The following is a 17,180-nucleotide window of genomic DNA, read 5'->3' as shown; positions in this document are numbered from 1 at the left end:
TTAATGGTTCCGAAGTTTGCGCGCGCGCAATCGTTCTGGCTCAGCCCGGCAGTCGAAGCAGTTCGCGAAGCCGGTCGTGGAAGCGATGCAGCCCGTCGCCGGCCAGCGCGGTCTGCTGCTCCAGCCGAACGCCCATCGGGTTCACCGGGCGACCCGCGCGAAGCACCTCGAAATGGAGATGTGGCCCGGTCGAAAGCCCGGTCGAGCCGACGAAGCCGATCGTTGCCCCTCGGCGCACCTGCTCGCCGACGCGCGCGGCGATCCGGCTCATATGCCCGTAGCGCGTCTCGGTCCCGTTGGCGTGGGCGATCACCACCTGGTTGCCATAGCCGCCGTGCCAGCCCGCGCTGACCACCCGACCGTCGAGCGCCGCGGCGATCGGTGAGCCATAGGCGGCGGCGATGTCGACCCCCTTGTGAAACCGGACGGTGCCGAGGATCGGGTGCATCCGCCCGCCGAAGGCCGAGGTGATCCGGCCCGCGATCGGGAGCTTGAGACCGGCGGCGTCCTGCCCCTCGCCGTCGCCGTCGAGCCACTGGCTGTGCCGGCCGTCAGTCCATTTCATCAGCATCACGTCCGAGCGCGCGACCCGGTCAAGCCCGGCGAACAGCAGCTCGCCGCTCTCCTCGTCGACGACGAGGTCGAAGCGGTCGTCGACCGTCAATTGCATGTCGATCCGCCCGGCGAGCAGGCGGACATATTGGCGCGCGAGACCGGTCGGCACCCCGGCGCGGTCGAGCGCGGCGCTGAGGTCGTCGCCGACCTTGCCGGAGAAGCGGACGATCCCTGCCTCGTCGATATTCGGCGCGGTGTTCGCCGATGCGACAAGACGGCTCGGGACGAGCATCGCGGCCGTCGGCTTGGCTTTGGCCGCCGAAGCGCTTGCCGCCGGGACGACCGGCGCGCGCGCCACCATCGCGGCCGCCACCGAGGCGCCTGCGACGATCAGAGTCAGCCCCAGCACGCGCTGACGCACGCGGCGTCCTTCGATCGATTTGCCCCACGTCACGCCGTTTCCCCCGCGTGAAAAATGCCCGCTCTCTTAAATCTGCGTTAATAATCTGCCTCGCCGAGGCGCTCGTCAAGCCGGCATTTGCGCGTGTCCCCGCACGTATCACGCCGTTTGCAGGGACGGTCCCAGCCGCTAGTCTCGCCCAATGGCACAGGCATACATCGTCGAGGCGCTGCGGACCGCGGGCGGTCGCAGGGGCGGGGCGCTTCGCGACTGGCATCCGGCCGACGTAGGGGCGCGGGTCCTGAACGCGCTCGTCGAGCGCAGCGGGATCGACCCGGCAGCGGTCGAGGACGTCATCGTCGGCTGCGTCAGCCAGGTCGGCGAGCAGAGCTTCCACATCGGCCGCAACCTCGTGCTCGCGTCGCGACTTCCCGAGAGTGTCCCGGCGGTCAGCATCGATCGCCAGTGCGGAAGCTCGCAGCAGTCGATCCACTTCGCGGCGCAGGCGGTGATGAGCGGGACGCAGGACGTGGTCATCGCCGCCGGGGTCGAGAGCATGACCCGGGTGCCGATGGGCATGCCGACGATTCTCGCGATGCAGGCGGGGGTTGGGGTCGGCCCGTGGAGCGAGACGATCAAGCGCCGCTTCGGCGTCGACCAGTTCAGCCAGTTCACCGGCGCCGAGATGATCGCCGAGCGCTACGGGTTCACCCGCGAACAGCTCGACCGCTTCGCGCTCGACAGCCACCGCAAGGCGGCGGCGGCGACCGAGGCCGGCGCCTTCGAGCGCGAGATCGTCCCCCTCCTGGTGAACGACGAGGGCGGCGAACATTGGCACAAGAGAGACGAGGGCATCCGCTCAGATGCTTCGCTCGAAGGGCTCGGGGCCCTCAAGACCCTGACTCCCGGCGGAGTGGTCACCGCAGGGAATGCCAGCCAGATCTGCGACGGCTCGGCGGGGGTGCTGGTGGTCAGCGAGCGGGCGCTCAGGACGCACGGGCTTACCCCGCTGGCGCGGATCGACACGCTCGCGGTCACCGCCGGGGACCCGGTGATCATGCTGATGGAGCCGGTGCCCGCGACCGCGCGCGCGCTCGAACGGTCGGGGCGGCGGATCGACGAGATCGACCTGTTTGAGGTCAACGAGGCGTTCGCGCCGGTGCCGCTGGCGTGGCTGAAGGAAACCGGCGCCGATCTTGCCCGGCTCAACGTCAACGGCGGAGCGATTGCGCTCGGCCACCCGCTCGGCGCGACCGGCGCGAAGCTGATGGCGACGCTGGTCCATGCGCTCAACGCCCGCGGCAAGCGCTTCGGGCTGCAGACGATGTGCGAGGGCGGCGGAATCGCGAACGCGACGATCGTCGAGGCGCTCGGCGACCTGTCTTCGGCCGACTGAGCGATGCAGGCTGCACCGCCGGTCGAGGCCGTCGCGCCGATCGTCGTCACTGGCCACGGCCTGCGTGGATCGCGCGGCGACAAGGCGTTCGACGTCACGATCATCGACCGCCGGCGGATCGGCGATTCGGCGAGCGGGCGGCTCGAGGACGTGCTGCGCGGCGTGGCGGGCGAGCAGAGTTTCCGCCGCTCAGACTCGAGATCGAGCAACGCCACCAACCAGTCGATCAGTTTCCGCGGGCTCGGCGGCAACGCCAGCTCGCGCGGCCTGCTTGTGCTCGACGGGGTGCCGCAAACCGACCCGTTCGGCGGCTGGATCAGCTTTCCCGCCTTCGCGACCGACCAGCTGTCGAGCATCCGGGTGACCCGCGGCGGCGGCAGCTCGCTGTGGGGGCCGGGGGCGCTCGCCGGGACGGTCGAACTCGAAAGCGCCGGGCCGGGAGACGCGCCAAGCTTCAGCGCAAGCCTGCTCGGCGGCAGCCGCGCGGCGATCGACGCGCGAAGCCAACTGATCATCGGCAATCGCGACGGTTTCGTGTCGCTCGGGGCCAGCTACCAACGTGGCGACGGCTTCGTCCCGATCGTCGCCGAGGATCGCGGGCCGGTCGACCGCGCGGCGCCCTATCGGCAATGGTCGTTGAGCCTGCGCGGCGCGAAGAAGGTCGGACCCTCGACCGAACTGCAGGGGGCGCTGGCCTGGTTCGACGACCGGCGGGACCGCGGGCTCGCCTATTCGACCAATCGCGGGCGCGGGCGCGACATGTCGGTGCGGCTGGTGGGGAACGGCCCGACCGGCTGGTCGCTGCTCGCCTACGCGCAGAAGCGCCGCTTCGCGAACCAGTCGCCGGCGGTCGATGCCGCGCGCTCGACCAGCACGCTCAGCAACGACCAGTTCGCCATCCCCTCGACCGCGCTCGGCGCGCGCGCGGAAGTCATCCCGCTGCACGGGACCAGCGAGCTTCGGCTCGGCGCCGACGTCCGCCGCTCGATCGGCGAGAGCGACGAGAATTACCAATATGTCGCGGGCGCGCCGACCCGCTTCCGCGACTCGGGCGGGCGGATCCTCACCGCCGGGCTGTTCGCCGACGCGACGCGGGTGGCGGGGCGGCTGACCGCGACGCTGTCGGGACGGGTCGATCGCTGGTCGATCGGGCGCGGACGGCTGTTCCAGCGGCTAATCGGAGGCGCGGTGCTGACCGACCTGGCATATCCCGACCGGCACGGTACCCAGATCAGCGGGCGCGTCGGGCTGGCCTATGCCGTATCGCCGACGCTGACCTTTCGCGGCGCGGTTCATCGAGGGTGGCGTCCGCCGACGCTCAACGAGCTTTACCGGCCGTTCCGGCTCGGCGCGGACATCACCGCCGCCAACCCCGCGCTGAAACCCGAATCGAGCGTCGGCGCGGAAGTCGGGGGCGACTTTGCGCTCGGTCGCGGCTGGCGGACGCGCGCGACGCTTTTCTCCGCGCGGCTCGACGACACCATCGCCAATTTGACCGTCGCCGCCGGGCCCGGCAGCTTTCCCGAAGGCTTCGTTCCCGCCGGGGGAAGTTACCGCCGCCGTGCCAATCTCGATCACCTCGCGACTCGGGGACTCGAACTCGGGGTAAGTGGGCAGATGGGCGCGTTCGACCTCGACGCCGACTATGCGCTGGTCGACGCGCGGGTTCGGCCGCGTGCGGCCTCGCCCTTGGACGGGTTACGCCCGGCGCAGACCCCGATGCACAGCCTTTCGGCGACGATCGGCTGGTCGGCCCCGCGCGGATGGCGCGCGGCGCTGACCGCGCGGGCGACCTCGCGCCAGTATGACGACGATCTCAACCAGCGCGTGCTCCGCGCGGGCCTAACCTTCGACTCGCTCGTGAGCTTACCGGCTAGGCGAGGGTTGACGATTCAAATGCGTGGAGAAAATCTAACGAATGCAACTGTCGAAGTCGCGCGATCGTCTAATAGCATCATCGAACGTTCAACTCCTCGCACCGTCTGGCTCGGTTTCACGCTCAATAATTGATTTTGAATTTGAGGATTGATCGCTAAAAAATAAGGTTTTCGAATTCTTCGGACGGAAGGTAAAATTCAAATAGCGTCGAAAGAAATTTTAAAAGCTAAGAATGTCTTTTAGTATTTGTGTAAATTCGCGTGTGATTATCCGATATTTTGCATCATAGATTTTCGGTATAAGACGGGACATTTTGAAGGTCATCTGTAGGACTTAATACTTCAATGGCTGCAACGACGTGATCTGGAGCGACAGGCGCCTAAATTTTAGTGCCGGAGAGTATTTCATTCAAATTTACAGTTGCGATTGGCATATATCATAATTCTACTGTAGATCTAAGATTCTTCAGAGAATTCTATGGAAAGCATTGGCAAATTTATCTATAGTTTCTGTTAGTTCAATTCGGGCGACGCATGCGCCCAGCCAATGAGCTGCCGGGCAAGCCCGAAGATCATTCCCTGGTTGGTCAACTTACCCAACCAGCGATCGGGAATGGCCGGATAGCCGTACAGCGCCCCGGCCAGTTGTCCGGTGATCGCAGCGACGGTGTCAGCGTCATCGCCCAGGTTGGCGGCAAGCCGAACCGCTTCCTTAAAGGTGCCGGTCCGTCCGACACACCACATCGCTGCCTCGAGCGAGTGAGCGACATAACCCGATGACTTGATCTCGGTCCGCGCCTTGCCCCGCCAACTGCCCGCCATGATCCCGGCGATGGCCCCGGCGTAGAGCGTGTCGGTCCGCGACCGCAGCACCTCATCGCGCGGCTTGCCGGCGATGGCGTCGGTCAGCACATCGGCGAACGCCACACAGGCGTCGACCGCCTCGGCTGCGCCATGGGTCGTTTTGCTCTGGCGGGCCGCCGCGTCGCGGCGCGCCTGTTCGTCATCCCAGTAGCGGATGGCAATCGGGGCAAGTCGCATCAGGCTGCCGTTGCCCGCGCTCATCGGATCGGTCGAGCCGGCAAATGGGTTGTCGGTGGCCTTGAACCGATTGAGTGCACCGCGAACGGTGATGCCGATATCGAAGCAGCGACCGTTGGAGGAATAGGCGCCTTCATCCATCCAGCTGATGAACCGGCTCATCAAATCCCATTCGTCGAGACCATCACAGGCTAGCAGGCTGTCGGCCAGCGCCAGCGCCATGCTGGTGTCGTCGGTCCACTGGCCCGGCTCGAGCCGGAACGGGCCGCCCCCGACCAGTTCGGTCACCCGATCGCGCGTATCGCGCGTCGCAAACTCGAGCGTGGTCCCCAGCGCATCGCCAACTGCCAGCCCCAGCAGTGCGCCGATTGCCCGCTGCCTGATCGCCTTGACGGAGGTTTCGGGCTTCCGCTCCGGCACGACGATGCAGCCGTGAACAAAATCCTCCTGATCGTCGGTCTCAAGCGCGCCGGGGCGAACCTTGCGCACGGCGAGGATCGCTTCGCTCGGGCTCCAGCCAAGCTCGACCAGCAGGCGCGAGGCGATGGTCCCCGCCCGGCCAAGGCCGCCCATGCAGTGGACCAGAACGTTGAACCCCGAGCGCAGCCGGGCCCGCAGCTGCTCGCCCGCCTCGGTCCACGCCGCCTCGAACGCGGCGTCGGGAACTGAGCGATCGCGGATCGGCAGGTGCAACCAGTCGATGCTCCGCGCCTCGACCGCTGCTCCGAGCCCGGCGACTTTTAGCCGCTCGAGTTCGTCCGCCTCGACCAGGGTCACTACCACCGCGGCGTTCCAGTCGACGATGGCGTCGAGATCGAGTTTGAGATCGCGCGCCCAACAGCCAGTCAGGCCGGCAGCCTGATGCTTACCCGGGCATAGGGTCAGGCCGACCTTGCCCATGCCTGGGCCGGCCCGGACTTCGGCGATCTGGAGCGGGTCGGTAATGCTGGTGCGAGGCGTGCCGTTCTTCATTGACGGGTGTGGCACATACTAATGCGCCCTATGCGAATCTTATCTGCTCGCATCGGCCTTTCGACCTCACTCGTCAGACTGATCCTCAGGTATTGAATCCAACAGCGCGTCCATACGCGCATCAAAAGACCGCTGGCGGTTAAGCGCGATCTTTTGCTTGTACTGATAAACCGGGTCCTTGGCCCGGCGCTCCCTTTCCCTCTCGCGATCGAGTCGCTCTTTCTTTTTCCTCTTAGCCGCTCCGCTACGCCGCAAAAACTCGCAGAACGAAATGGTCTCCTCTTGGTCATCCTCGACAGGCTTGATCGATCCGGGAGCGGGCTCGAACCGAAACCCCTTCGGCCGTGCGCGCAGGTCCTTGTCCCACCAGGACGGCCATTTGACGGCTTTCGGAAAGCGCGCCGCAAGAAGCACCAGACGCTGCTCCTCTCGGGACAGGCGGCGTTCGCCCAGGCGTTCGAAGGCCTCGTTCAGGACCCAGCTTTCCAGCATCACGCGCGCTGTCGGGTGGCCAAGCTGGACCTTGGTGCCAAATCCGCAGACGTGCGCTGCGTCCTCGAGGCAATCCACGGCATCAGGATCACGGGGCGGAAAATGGACCATGTAGAGCTTAGAATCGTAATCGATTTTGTCCGCTGCCGCATCCACTCGCCGCTTCTGCTTCAATATGAAGCGCTGAAGGTCCTCCCCCTTCCTCTTCTGCTGTTTCGTGTCACTTCTATTCGCCTCACGCAGGGCGTAGTTAATGACGAATTGACGGCGCGTTACCGGTTTGCCGTTGAATGTCCCGACCTCATCGTCGAGAACCGATGACTGGGCTGGATCCGTTGTCTTCTTCGGACGACCCTTGGGATTGCCGCTAAATCCCGACGGGAAGCGGCTCCAAATCGGCGGGTCTTTGTAACCGACCATCACATCAATCCCAAGATTCAGGGAGCGGGGGCTTCTGGAGCCCGCCCTCAGACAGCCAGCAACGCACCGGCTCGAACGAACCCGGCTTGGAACGCTTTTCGATCTTGTCGAGAAACCAGTCATCGAAGCAGATGGTGGTTACACCCTGCTCGTTCGAGCCGAGCTTGATTAGGCCCAGCGCACTGAGCGCCGGGGCAAGAGGGGTCAGAACTTCGCTTGCGTCCACCGTGGCACTGCGGCGACGAGGGGCTTCCTTCAGCGCAGCAATATTCTCATCGGCAATCAAGATTAAGAGCCACTCGAGAGCTGCGTAAACCCCTTCGGTCATGGCCTTGAATTGTTTGAGGACCATCAGGTCGACGGCCGTAAAATTTCTTCCGTCACTTTGCGGGAAGCGGGGAGCATCGAGCGACGCAAAGCATGACGTTGCGATTGGCCGATCCTTGATCGCCCATCCCGGGATGTCGTCCTCACTGACCCTGACTCGCTTGGCCACTGAACTTCTCCTCGGCCGCCCAACCCAAGCGGCTTCCAAGGCGAATCATTTTGTCACGACTTAGATTTTGGAAGGGGGGCTCAAATATATCCGGAAACCTGTGGGCAGATCCGGGGAACTGCTATCGCTGCTCCGCAAAACTGCGTTCCCTGTTACCGGGAACTGCGTTCCCTGTTCTCGATGACCTTTTTTGTCGAAAGCATCAGCGGTTTTCCCAATTTTCTGGGATTTTATCATAGCGTGGCAGTGGTCTGAAGCCCGATTTACAAACAAATTTCGAGGGGAAGATGCAATATAGCTGGCTATTGCGCTCTCTCGCGACAAGAAGGTCACCAGCCATGGATTTTTTGCTTGGACTGAGACTGCGTTAGTTTTTTTCGCGGTCTCTGCTTTTTTCGAAGATACCGCCCGCAATGTTGCGGGCCTTCTCGGTGAAAGGACAATCATTGGGAAGGAAAGCGTGTGGAATTACAGAAGCGTCAACATCGTGAGCCGCTAACCGACGAGACCATCGCCGGAATACCGATCCCGGAAGAAGGATACGTCGAATTCAGTGACTGCAATGTGCCGGGGTTGCGCCTGCGCGTGAAATCCACTGGAATAAAAACATTCTCCATCCGTTTAAGAGAAGATCGAAGAGCATATTCCGTCGTCGTTGGCGAGTACGACGTAAATGAATTCCCTTTATCCAAAGCGCGGGCGTGCGCGCGTTCAATAGTCGATCGACGGAGAATGTCAGTCAGTTCTGCCAAAACAGGAATTAACAACGAAACCTTCAATTCTCTGCTGCCACGCTACTTGAACGCCAAACAGTCGCTACGCTCAATAGCAGAAATAGAACGATTGTTTTTCCACCATATTTTGCCCGTCTTCGGTCAACGCGTGCCTTGGGAAGTCAGGCGCAGCGAGATTACGGCGCTTTCAGACGGTATCGAATCCGTTAGAGTGTCGCGTGCAGTCATTGCCCAACTCAGCGCCTTCTACAGCTGGTTGCTACCGCGCTTTGACGAGCTAGCCGCTAATCCATGTATCGGGGCGGGAAAGCCTCCCGTCCCGAAGCCGCGAGACCGGGTACTAAGTGACGAGGAACTCGTCTGCCTATGGAGGGCTTCAGAACTTGACCAAGGAACGATAGCGCTTGGCGTCCGCCTGCTTATCCTCACTTTGCAACGACGAGGTGAGGTTTTTGGCGCTCTTCGGTCCGAGCTCAATTTGTCTGAGGCAACATGGACGCTGCCAAGCGAACGGACTAAAAACAAACGGGTTCATGAAGTTCCGCTCGCGAGCACGGCACAGACTTTGTTCGCGCAGCAGCTTGAGATCTCCGTTTCGGAACGCATTTTTCCTTCGCGTGGAAACGGTGAGCGGACAGTGAGTGGATTTTCCAAAGCCTGGCGGAGACTGTGTGAACGCACAGAGGGGTTACTCGGGCGCGCGGTCCCATCCTTCACGATTCATGATCTTCGCCGAACGGGAGCTACACGTCTGCAGCAACTCGGAGTAGCTCTTCCTGTGACTGAGGCTGTTCTCAACCATGTCAGCGGCAGTCGAGAGGGAATCGTCGGAGTTTATCAGCGTTATTCGTATAGCGCCGAAAAAAGAGAGGCGCTGAAACTTTGGGACGAAAAAGTGAGAAGTCTAATCGGCTGACGCTCGTCCCTAACGTGTCCCTAGGGCGTCCCTGCTGGATAGCGCGATCCACGAACTGCATCGAACTCCAGCATCCTGTGCGCAGAAATTTTTGAGTTCGGCGCCATAAGTCGCTGATCGATCCGTCGAAAAAAACGAACCCTTTCAAGGGCCTTTCGCAATCCTTCTCTCGCAAAGCTCGAGGTTCTTGAACGTTGCGTCGGTAGGAATGAAGGAGATGGGATGGTGGACGCACTAGGGCTCGAACCTAGGACCCGCTGATTAAGAGTCAGCTGCTCTACCAACTGAGCTATGCGTCCCCAATTATCTGGGTGCCTTATCGGCAGTGCGCGAACCCGCCGGAGCGGGGGGCGCGGCGCGGCCTCTAACAGCGATCCACCGGGGGCGCAACCGCCTTGCCCGACAAAAAATCAGCCGAGCCGCGAGGGCGACCGCTGCTGGCGCTCGAGACTCATCAGGATGCCGATGCAGATCATCACCGTCATCACCGCCGACCCGCCGAAACTGACGAGGGGGAGGGGGACGCCGACCACCGGCGCGAGCCCCATGACCATCATCAGGTTGATCGACACGTAGAAGAAGATTGTCGCGCTCAGCCCCGCGGCGGTGAGCTGGCCGAAGCGGGTCGGCGAGCGCTGGCCGACGCGCATCCCCCAGCGGATGACCATCGCGAAGGCGAGGATGATGAACACGCCGCCGACCATCCCCCATTCCTCGGCCATCGTCGCGAAGACGAAGTCGGTATGGCCCTCGGGGAGATATTGGAGGTGGCTCTGGCTGCCCTTGAGGAAGCCCTTGCCGAAGATACCGCCCGACCCGATCGCGATCTTCGACTGGCTGATGTGGTAGCCGGCGCCGAGCGGATCGCTCTCGGGATCGAGGAAGATGGTCACCCGCTTCTTCTGGTAACCGTGCATGAAGTGGAGCGCGATCGGCAGCGCCGCCGCGCCGATCGCCCCGGTGCCGAGGAAATACCATAGAGGCAGCCCGGCGAGGAACATCACCGTCACCCCGCACAGCGAGACCATGATGCAGGTGCCGAGGTCGGGCTGGACGAGAATCAACAGCGCGGGAACGCCGAGGAGCAGCAGCGCCGGCCATACCGCGCGCCAGCGCGTCAGCTCGCCAGCGGGAAGCAATTCGTAAAAGCGGGCGAGGGTCAGCACGATCGCGGGCTTCATGAACTCGGACGGCTGAAGCCGAATCGGGCCGATGTCGAGCCAGCGCTGCGCGCCCTTCTTGACCAGCCCGAGCCCCTCGACCCCGATCAGCATGACCACGATCACGCCGTAGACGGGGAAGGTCAGCGACTTGATCGTCGATTCCTTGATCCACGACATGCCGATCGCGATGGCGAGGAACAGCAGGAAGACGATCGCCTGCTTGTTCGCCCACGGGGAGGCATGGCCGCCAGCGGCCGAATAGAGCACCAGCAGGCCGAAGCCGGTGATCGCGCTTATCAGGAAGATCAGCCGCCACGGCAGCCGCGCGAGCGGCTGCGGCAGGATCGCCGAGCTGATCATGCGGTCCGGTCGGGGGCGAGGGGGGGCAGGCCGTTCGCCGAGCGCCACTTGGCAACCTTGGCCGCGGTGCGCTGCTCGAGCGTCCCGCCGAGGCTCTGCTCGAACGCGGCGAGCGCGGCCATCGCCTTTGGCCGGTCGTAGAGGAACAGCATGGTGTCGCGGATCAGCGGCGCGGCGACCGCGGCGCCGAACCCGCCATGCTCGACGATCGCGGCGGCGGCGTAGCGCGGGTTGTCGAACGGCGCGAAACCCATGAACAGGGAATGGTCTCGCTGCTTCCAGATCGCGGCGGTATAGTTGCCGCGCTCGCTGGCGCTGAGGTTGTGGGTCTGGGCGGTGCCGGTCTTGCCCGCCAGCTGGACGTTGGGCAGCGGCAACTTGGCGACCGTCGCGGTCCCTTGAAGCACCACCCCGGCCATCGCCTGGCGGATGAAGGTCAGATGGTCCTGGTCGACCGCCAGCTGTTCCTGCGGCGCGATCGGGGTGCTCGCCAGCAGTCGCGGGATGACCTTCTTGCCGGTCGCCAGCCGGCTTGCCATCACCGCCAGCTGCAGCGGGTTGATCAGCACCATGCCCTGGCCGATCGACATGTTGATCGTGTCGTACTGCTGCCACTGGCGATGGTATTTGCGCATCATCCAGTCGGGGTCGGGGACGGTCCCGAACCGCTGGCTGTCGAACGGCAGGTCGAACTTCTCGCCGAAGCCCATCGATCGGATCAGCGGCGACAGCTTCTCGGCCCCCACCCGGCGGCACATCTCGTAGAAATAAATGTCGCAGCTCTGCTCGATCGCGCGGGTCATGTTCACCGATCCGTGCCGCTTGTCGCAGTGGAACACGTGGTTGCCGAGCGGATAGCTGCCCGAACAGAAGACGTTGGCGTTGCGGTCGATCCCGGCGTTGAGCAGCGCCAGCGCCATCGACGGCTTGATCGTCGAGCCCGACGGGTAGAGGCTCTCCAGCGCCTTGTCGACGAGCGGCAGATGGTCGTCTTCCGACAGCATCTTATATTCGTTGCGGCTGATCCCGTCGGAGAAATTATTGGGATTGAAGCTGGGCATCGACGGCATCGCCAGGATGTCGCCGGTGGTCACGTCCATCACCACCGTCGAACAGCTCTGGTCGCCGATCCGCCGGGCGACATATTCGTGGAGGTCGGCGTCGATCGTCAGCTTGACCGTCTGGCCGCTCTTGTCGGGCTTGGCGGTGAGCTCGCGCACCAGCTTGCCGCGCGCGGTGACCTCGACCCGCTGGCCCCCGGGCTCGCCGCGAAGCTGCTGCTCGAGCGTCTTTTCGAGCCCTTCCTTGCCGATCTTGAAGCCCGGGATGTTGAGCAGCGGGTTCTTGTCCTCGGCCTCATATTCCTTGACGTTGGCGGTGCCGACATAGCCGACCAGCTGCCCGACCGCCTCGCCCGCCGGGTAAAAGCGGGCGAAGCCGCGCGACGGCGCGACGCCCGGCAGTTCGGGCAGCCGGACGGTCAGCGCGGCATATTGTTCGTAGCTGATGTTGTCGGCGACCGAGACCGGGCGGAAACCGTGCGCCGCCGCCAGCTCGCGGGTAATCCGTTCGACCTCGTCGGGCGACAGCTGGAGGATCTGGGTGAGCAGCGCGATCGCCTGCTGCGGCCGCTCGAGCTGCTGCGGGATGAGGTCGACGCGGAAGCTCGAGCGGTTGATCGCGATCGGCTTGTCGTTGCGGTCGACGATCCAGCCGCGGCGCGGCGGCACCGGGATCAGCTGGACCCGGTTGCTTTCGCTCATCAGCGTATATTTCTGGTTCTGCGTGACCGACAGGAAACCCATCCGCCCGATCAGCATCGCCCCGACCGCCGCCTGCGCCCCGCCGACGAACAGCATCCGGCGCGAGAACATGATCGACTGGTGCGCCCCGGTCAGCCGCTTGCCGCCGCCGACACCTGCCAGCTTGGTCCTCATCGCCCAAGCCTCATCCGGTCGAGCCGGGCGACGACCAGCCCGGCGATCGGGAAGCACAGCGCCGAGACGAGCGCCGAGGGCCACACCGCGTCGAAGCGAACCGGCGCGCCGCCCCACGCCGCGACCTGCCACTCGGCCGCCTCGGCCAGCGCGATGAACAGGCAGGCGACCAGCCATTCGACCCAATAGTCGCGCCACATCGTGCGCCGGTCGACGATGTCCATCGCCAGCATGAACAGCGTCCACAGCACGACCGCCAGCCCGAGCGGGCTGCCGCGCACGAGATCGTCGACGAAGCCGAGGACCCCCGCGCTCCACGCCGGCCACGGATCGGCGCGCATCAGCCGCCACGCGAGGAGCATCAGCAGCCCGAAATCGGGCCACCAGCCATGGTCGCTGACGATCGGCAGGGTGGAAAAGAGGATTCCTAACACGACGCTGATCGCGGGCACCCAGCGCCACGCCGGGATCGGGCCGCGGGTCATCTTGCCGCGGGTCATCCTGCCGCTGGGGCGGCCGAGGGCGGCGCGGGCCATGGTCAGGGACCGTCGTTGGCGGCGGCGGCGGCGACCGTTCCCGGCGCGGCCTGCGCGTCGGGCTCGAACGGCGGCTCGACCAGGGCGAAGCTGACCTGGGCGGGGTCGGCGAGCGGGAGGACGATCGCCCCGTCGTCGTCGAGGCGGACGACCTTCCCGATCGGTACCAGCGGCGGGTAAAGGCCGCCGGTCCCCGAGGTGACGATGATGTCGCCGCGCCTGAACGGGTTCTTGCCGACTTCGAGCGGGCGGACGTCGATCGTCCCGTCGCCGCGCCCGGTCGCGATCACCGGCTGCCCGCCGCGGAGGATCTTGGCCGGGACGATGCTCGACCGGTCGCTGACCAGCAGCACCCGGCTCGCGAAATGACCCGCGTCGAGCACCCGCCCGATCAGCCCGCTGGCGGCCCGCACCGGCATTCCTGGGGTGACTCCGTCGCCGCCGCCGACCGACAGGATCGCGAACCGGCGCGGGCTGTCGAACGACGAGCCGACGATCCGCCCGGTGGCGACCACGCGCCGCTCGTGCTCGCGCAGCATCAGCGCCTGCTTGAGCTCGGCATTTTCGAGAAGGATCGCCTTGGCCTCGACCATCCGCTGCATCATCGCCGCGTTGCGCTTCTTCAGCTCACCGTTCTGCCGCGCCGCGTTCCAGTAATTGCCCGCGCCGCTGACCAACCCGGTGACCGTGGTGGCGACGTCGGACAGCGCGTCGGTGACCGGCGCGGTCGCGTCGAGCGCGGCGCCGCGGATCGCCGCGTAGCGCGTCGGCGCGGCGATCGACAGGGCGAGCATAATTGCGCCGACGATCGCTATTCCCAGCGCTGCGAGGAACGAGAAGAACAGGCCATATTGCGCCCGCCTCGACCAGCCGGGGCGGGCTCCCGCTGGCGGCGCCATCGAATCGACCCTTACGCGGTCTGGAGGACGCCGCGGAACTGCTCTTCCTCGAGCGCCCGCCCAGTGCCCAACGCGACACAGGTCAGCGGATCCTCGGCGACCGTCACCGGCAGCCCGGTCTCGTCGCGGAGGACCTCGTCGAGGCCCTGCAGCAGTGCGCCGCCCCCGGTCAGCACGATGCCCTGGTCGCAAATGTCGGCGGCCAGCTCGGGCGCGGTATTCTCGAGCGCGATTCGGACGCCCTCGACGATCGTCCCGACCGGCTCGGACAGCGCCTCGGCGATCTGGCCCTGGTTGATGCTGATTTCCTTGGGAACGCCGTTGACGAGGTCGCGGCCCTTGATGTGGACGGTCGAGCCGATGCCGTCGACCGGCGGCTTGGCGATTCCGACTTCCTTCTTGATCCGCTCGGCGGTGGCTTCGCCGATCAGCAGGTTGTGGTTGCGGCGGACGTAGGAGGAGATCGCTTCGTCCATCTTGTCGCCGCCGACGCGGACCGAGGTAGTGTAGGCGAGGCCGCGAAGCGAAAGCACCGCGACCTCGGTGGTGCCGCCGCCGATGTCGACCACCATGCTGCCGACCGGCTCGGTCACCGGCATGTCGGCGCCGATCGCGGCGGCCATGGGCTCCTCGATCAGGTAGACCGCGCTGGCGCCGGCGTTGGAGGCCGCGTCGCGGATCGCGCGGCGCTCGACGCTGGTCGACCCCGACGGGACGCAGATCACGATCTCGGGGAAGCGGAAGGCGCGCATCTTGCCGCCGTGGACCTTGTGGATGAAGTGCTTGATCATCTGCTCGGCGACGTCGATGTCAGCGATGACCCCGTCGCGAAGCGGGCGGATCGCCTCGATCTGGTCGGGGGTCTTGCCCATCATCAGCTTGGCGTCGTCGCCGACCGCCTTGACCTTTTTCACCCCGTTGATGGTCTCGATCGCGACGACCGACGGTTCGTTGAGGACGATCCCGCGACCGCGGACGTAGACCAGCGTGTTGGCCGTCCCCAGGTCGATCGCCATGTCGTTCGACATCCACTTGAACCAGCGAGTCCAGAACATTCGCGTGCCGCCTTCGATGTTAAGAAACGGAGAGCCCCCGATTATGCCCCCGGTTCACTAAGATTTAAACCCTACCCATTGAAACAAAACTATATTTTCCGAGGAAAACAGTGCTTCGCGGGCCGGGCCGGATTGGGCTACGAGAGTTGACATGTCAATAAGAAGGCTACCCTCCGGATTAATCGACCAGATCGCCGCCGGCGAGGTGGTCGAACGGCCCGCCAGCGCCTTGAAGGAATTGGTCGAAAACGCGCTCGACGCGGGGGCGGGAAGCGTCGCGATTCGGCTGTCGGCGGGGGGGCTCGACCGGATCGAGGTCGCCGACGACGGGTCGGGGATGGACCCCGGCGAAATGGCGCTCGCGCTCGAGCGCCACGCGACCAGCAAGCTGCCCGACGACAGCATCGAGCGGATCGCCAGTTTCGGCTTTCGCGGCGAGGCGCTGCCCTCGATCGGCAGCGTCGCGCGCTTCACCATCGAAAGCCGGGTCCGCGGCAGCGACGGTTGGCGGATCGTGGTCGACCATGGCGAACGGGTCGAGGCGGGGCCGGCGGCGCTTCCCCCCGGCACGCGGGTTACGGTCGAAAACCTGTTCGGCAAGGTGCCTGCGCGGCGCAAGTTCCTGCGCAGCCCGCGTGCCGAATATTCCGCCTGCCTCGACGCGGTGCGGCGGCTGGCGATGGCGCGGCCTGACGTCGCCTTCTCGCTCGACCATGACGGGCGGCGGATCCTGTCGGTCCAGCCGAGCGACGGCCCGACCCGCGTCGCCGCGCTGCTCAGCCACGAGCTCGACCGCCACGGCATCGGCATCGACACGGTCCGCGACGGGCTGGCGCTGACCGGGGTGATCAGCCTGCCGACCTTCAACCGGGGAATGGCCGACCAGCAATATCTGTTCGTCAACCGCCGCCCGGTGAAGGACCGGCTGCTGGTCGGCGCGCTGCGCGCCGCCTACCGCGACCTGCTGGCGCGCGACCGCCATCCCGTCGCCGCCTTGTTCGTCGAGGTCCCCGCCGACGAGGTCGACGTCAACGTCCACCCGGCCAAGACCGAGGTCCGTTTCCGCGACCCCGCCGCGGTGCGCGGGCTGATCGTCGGCGGGCTCCGCGCCGCGCTCGACGAGGCGGGCCACCGCAGCGCCGCGCGCGACCAGTTCGCCGCCCCCGTGGCGTGGCAGGTCGAGCCGGTCGCCGCGCCGGCCCAGCCGGCAGCACCGGCGCTGTTCGCGGCGCCCGCCGCCCGCTGGACCGGGGGAGGGGCCGCGGTCGCCGACCTCGCGCGCGATTTCGCCCCCGCCGCGCGCGCCGAACCCGCCTACGCCCCGGTTCAGGCCTTTCCGCTCGGGGTCGCGCGCGGGCAGGTCGCGGCGACCTATATCGTCGCCGAGGCGGAGGACGGGCTGGTGATCGTCGACCAGCACGCGGCGCACGAGCGGCTGGTGCTCGAACGGATGCGCGCGGCAAGGGCCGGTGCTGAAAATGGCGGCGGCGAGGTCGCGCGGCAGGCGCTGCTGCTGCCCGAGGTGGTCGAGCTCGACGAACCCGAATGCGACCGGCTCGAAGGCGCGGCGCGCGACCTCGCCGCGCTGGGGCTCGAGATCGAGCGGTTCGGCCCGGCGGCGATGCTCGTTCGCGCGACCCCCGCGCCGCTCGGCAAGACCGACGTCGCCGGCTTGCTCGCCGACCTCGCTGCCGAGATCGCCGAACTCGGCGGGCCGCTCGCGCTGCGCGACCGGCTCGACGCGGTGGCGGGGACGATCGCCTGTCACGGCTCGGTTCGCGCCGGGCGAATCCTGTCGGTGGCCGAGATGAACGCGCTGCTGCGCGAGATGGAGGCGACCCCGCGTTCGGGGCAGTGCAACCACGGGCGGCCGACCTGGGTGAAGCTGGCCCACGGCGACATCGAAAAGCTGTTCGGCCGCCGCTGAGGCG

The 17,180-nt window shown here is 65.6% G+C and carries 13 protein-coding genes and 1 tRNA gene; 4 read left to right on the top strand and 10 right to left on the bottom strand.

The window, feature by feature from the left end; genetic code table 11:
• Positions 1 to 40 precede the first annotated feature (40 nt).
• Positions 41 to 976 carry a M23 family metallopeptidase gene (locus ABDK56_RS02685; protein WP_349806514.1) on the bottom strand — a complete coding sequence of 312 codons (936 nt, stop codon included), beginning with the start codon at positions 974 to 976 and terminating at the stop codon, positions 41 to 43.
• 181 nt (positions 977 to 1,157) lie between these two features.
• On the opposite strand from ABDK56_RS02685, the gene ABDK56_RS02680 reads away from it, so the two are divergent.
• Both ABDK56_RS02680 and ABDK56_RS02675 read left to right on the top strand, forming a co-directional pair.
• Positions 1,158 to 2,351 carry an acetyl-CoA C-acetyltransferase gene (locus tag ABDK56_RS02680; RefSeq protein WP_349806513.1) on the top strand — a complete coding sequence of 398 codons (1,194 nt, stop codon included), beginning with the start codon at positions 1,158 to 1,160 and terminating at the stop codon, positions 2,349 to 2,351.
• 3 nt (positions 2,352 to 2,354) lie between these two features.
• Entirely contained in the window at positions 2,355 to 4,361 is a 2,007-nt protein-coding gene (locus tag ABDK56_RS02675; protein ID WP_349806512.1) for a TonB-dependent receptor, read from the top strand.
• Between the two features lie 380 nt (positions 4,362 to 4,741).
• Here the strand turns inward: ABDK56_RS02675 and ABDK56_RS02670 are convergent, their stop codons facing one another.
• From ABDK56_RS02670 to ABDK56_RS02660, 3 genes are all read right to left on the bottom strand, one after another.
• Positions 4,742 to 6,241 carry an ADP-ribosylglycohydrolase family protein gene (locus ABDK56_RS02670; RefSeq protein WP_349806511.1) on the bottom strand — a complete coding sequence of 500 codons (1,500 nt, stop codon included), beginning with the start codon at positions 6,239 to 6,241 and terminating at the stop codon, positions 4,742 to 4,744.
• Positions 6,242 to 6,307: 66 nt separating this feature from the next.
• Positions 6,308 to 7,153: a DUF5681 domain-containing protein gene (locus tag ABDK56_RS02665; protein ID WP_349806510.1), complete on the bottom strand. Its 846-nt coding sequence runs from the start codon at positions 7,151 to 7,153 to the stop codon at positions 6,308 to 6,310.
• Positions 7,154 to 7,157: 4 nt separating this feature from the next.
• The gene (locus tag ABDK56_RS02660) at positions 7,158 to 7,649 is read right to left on the bottom strand and encodes a hypothetical protein (protein WP_349806509.1); all 492 of its coding nucleotides are present in this window, start codon (positions 7,647 to 7,649) and stop codon (positions 7,158 to 7,160) included.
• A gap of 462 nt (positions 7,650 to 8,111) precedes the next feature.
• On the opposite strand from ABDK56_RS02660, the gene ABDK56_RS02655 reads away from it, so the two are divergent.
• Positions 8,112 to 9,299 (top strand): tyrosine-type recombinase/integrase, encoded by a 1,188-nt coding sequence (locus ABDK56_RS02655; RefSeq protein WP_349806507.1) that lies wholly within the window; start codon positions 8,112 to 8,114, stop codon positions 9,297 to 9,299.
• Positions 9,300 to 9,522: 223 nt separating this feature from the next.
• Here the strand turns inward: ABDK56_RS02655 and ABDK56_RS02650 are convergent.
• From ABDK56_RS02650 to ABDK56_RS02625, 6 genes are all read right to left on the bottom strand, one after another.
• Positions 9,523 to 9,598: transfer RNA gene (locus ABDK56_RS02650), tRNA-Lys, on the bottom strand.
• Positions 9,599 to 9,709: 111 nt separating this feature from the next.
• The gene (gene rodA, locus ABDK56_RS02645) at positions 9,710 to 10,822 is read right to left on the bottom strand and encodes a rod shape-determining protein RodA (protein ID WP_349806506.1); all 1,113 of its coding nucleotides are present in this window, start codon (positions 10,820 to 10,822) and stop codon (positions 9,710 to 9,712) included.
• Positions 10,819 to 12,759, bottom strand: a complete 1,941-nt coding sequence (gene mrdA, locus ABDK56_RS02640; RefSeq protein WP_349806505.1) for a penicillin-binding protein 2 — start codon at positions 12,757 to 12,759, stop codon at positions 10,819 to 10,821. The genes rodA and mrdA overlap by 4 nt, the downstream gene beginning before the upstream one ends.
• Positions 12,756 to 13,295 carry a rod shape-determining protein MreD gene (gene mreD, locus ABDK56_RS02635; protein WP_349806503.1) on the bottom strand — a complete coding sequence of 180 codons (540 nt, stop codon included), beginning with the start codon at positions 13,293 to 13,295 and terminating at the stop codon, positions 12,756 to 12,758. The genes mrdA and mreD overlap by 4 nt, the downstream gene beginning before the upstream one ends.
• Positions 13,296 to 13,297: 2 nt before the next feature.
• Entirely contained in the window at positions 13,298 to 14,194 is an 897-nt protein-coding gene (locus ABDK56_RS02630) for a rod shape-determining protein MreC (protein ID WP_349806502.1), read from the bottom strand.
• An 11-nt stretch (positions 14,195 to 14,205) separates the two neighbouring features.
• Positions 14,206 to 15,249, bottom strand: a complete 1,044-nt coding sequence (locus ABDK56_RS02625; protein WP_349806501.1) for a rod shape-determining protein — start codon at positions 15,247 to 15,249, stop codon at positions 14,206 to 14,208.
• A gap of 151 nt (positions 15,250 to 15,400) precedes the next feature.
• Here ABDK56_RS02625 and mutL point away from each other — a divergent pair, with 151 nt between their 5' ends.
• Complete coding sequence (gene mutL, locus ABDK56_RS02620) at positions 15,401 to 17,176, top strand: DNA mismatch repair endonuclease MutL (protein WP_349806500.1); 1,776 nt, start codon at positions 15,401 to 15,403, stop codon at positions 17,174 to 17,176.
• The last annotated feature ends 4 nt before the right edge of the window (positions 17,177 to 17,180 follow it).

The sequence above is a fragment of the Sphingomonas sp. ASV193 genome (assembly GCF_040203355.1).
Classification (GTDB): domain Bacteria; phylum Pseudomonadota; class Alphaproteobacteria; order Sphingomonadales; family Sphingomonadaceae; genus Sphingomicrobium.
Note: the sequence above shows the minus strand (reverse complement) of the source record. Positions and strands in the feature narration are given on the sequence as shown.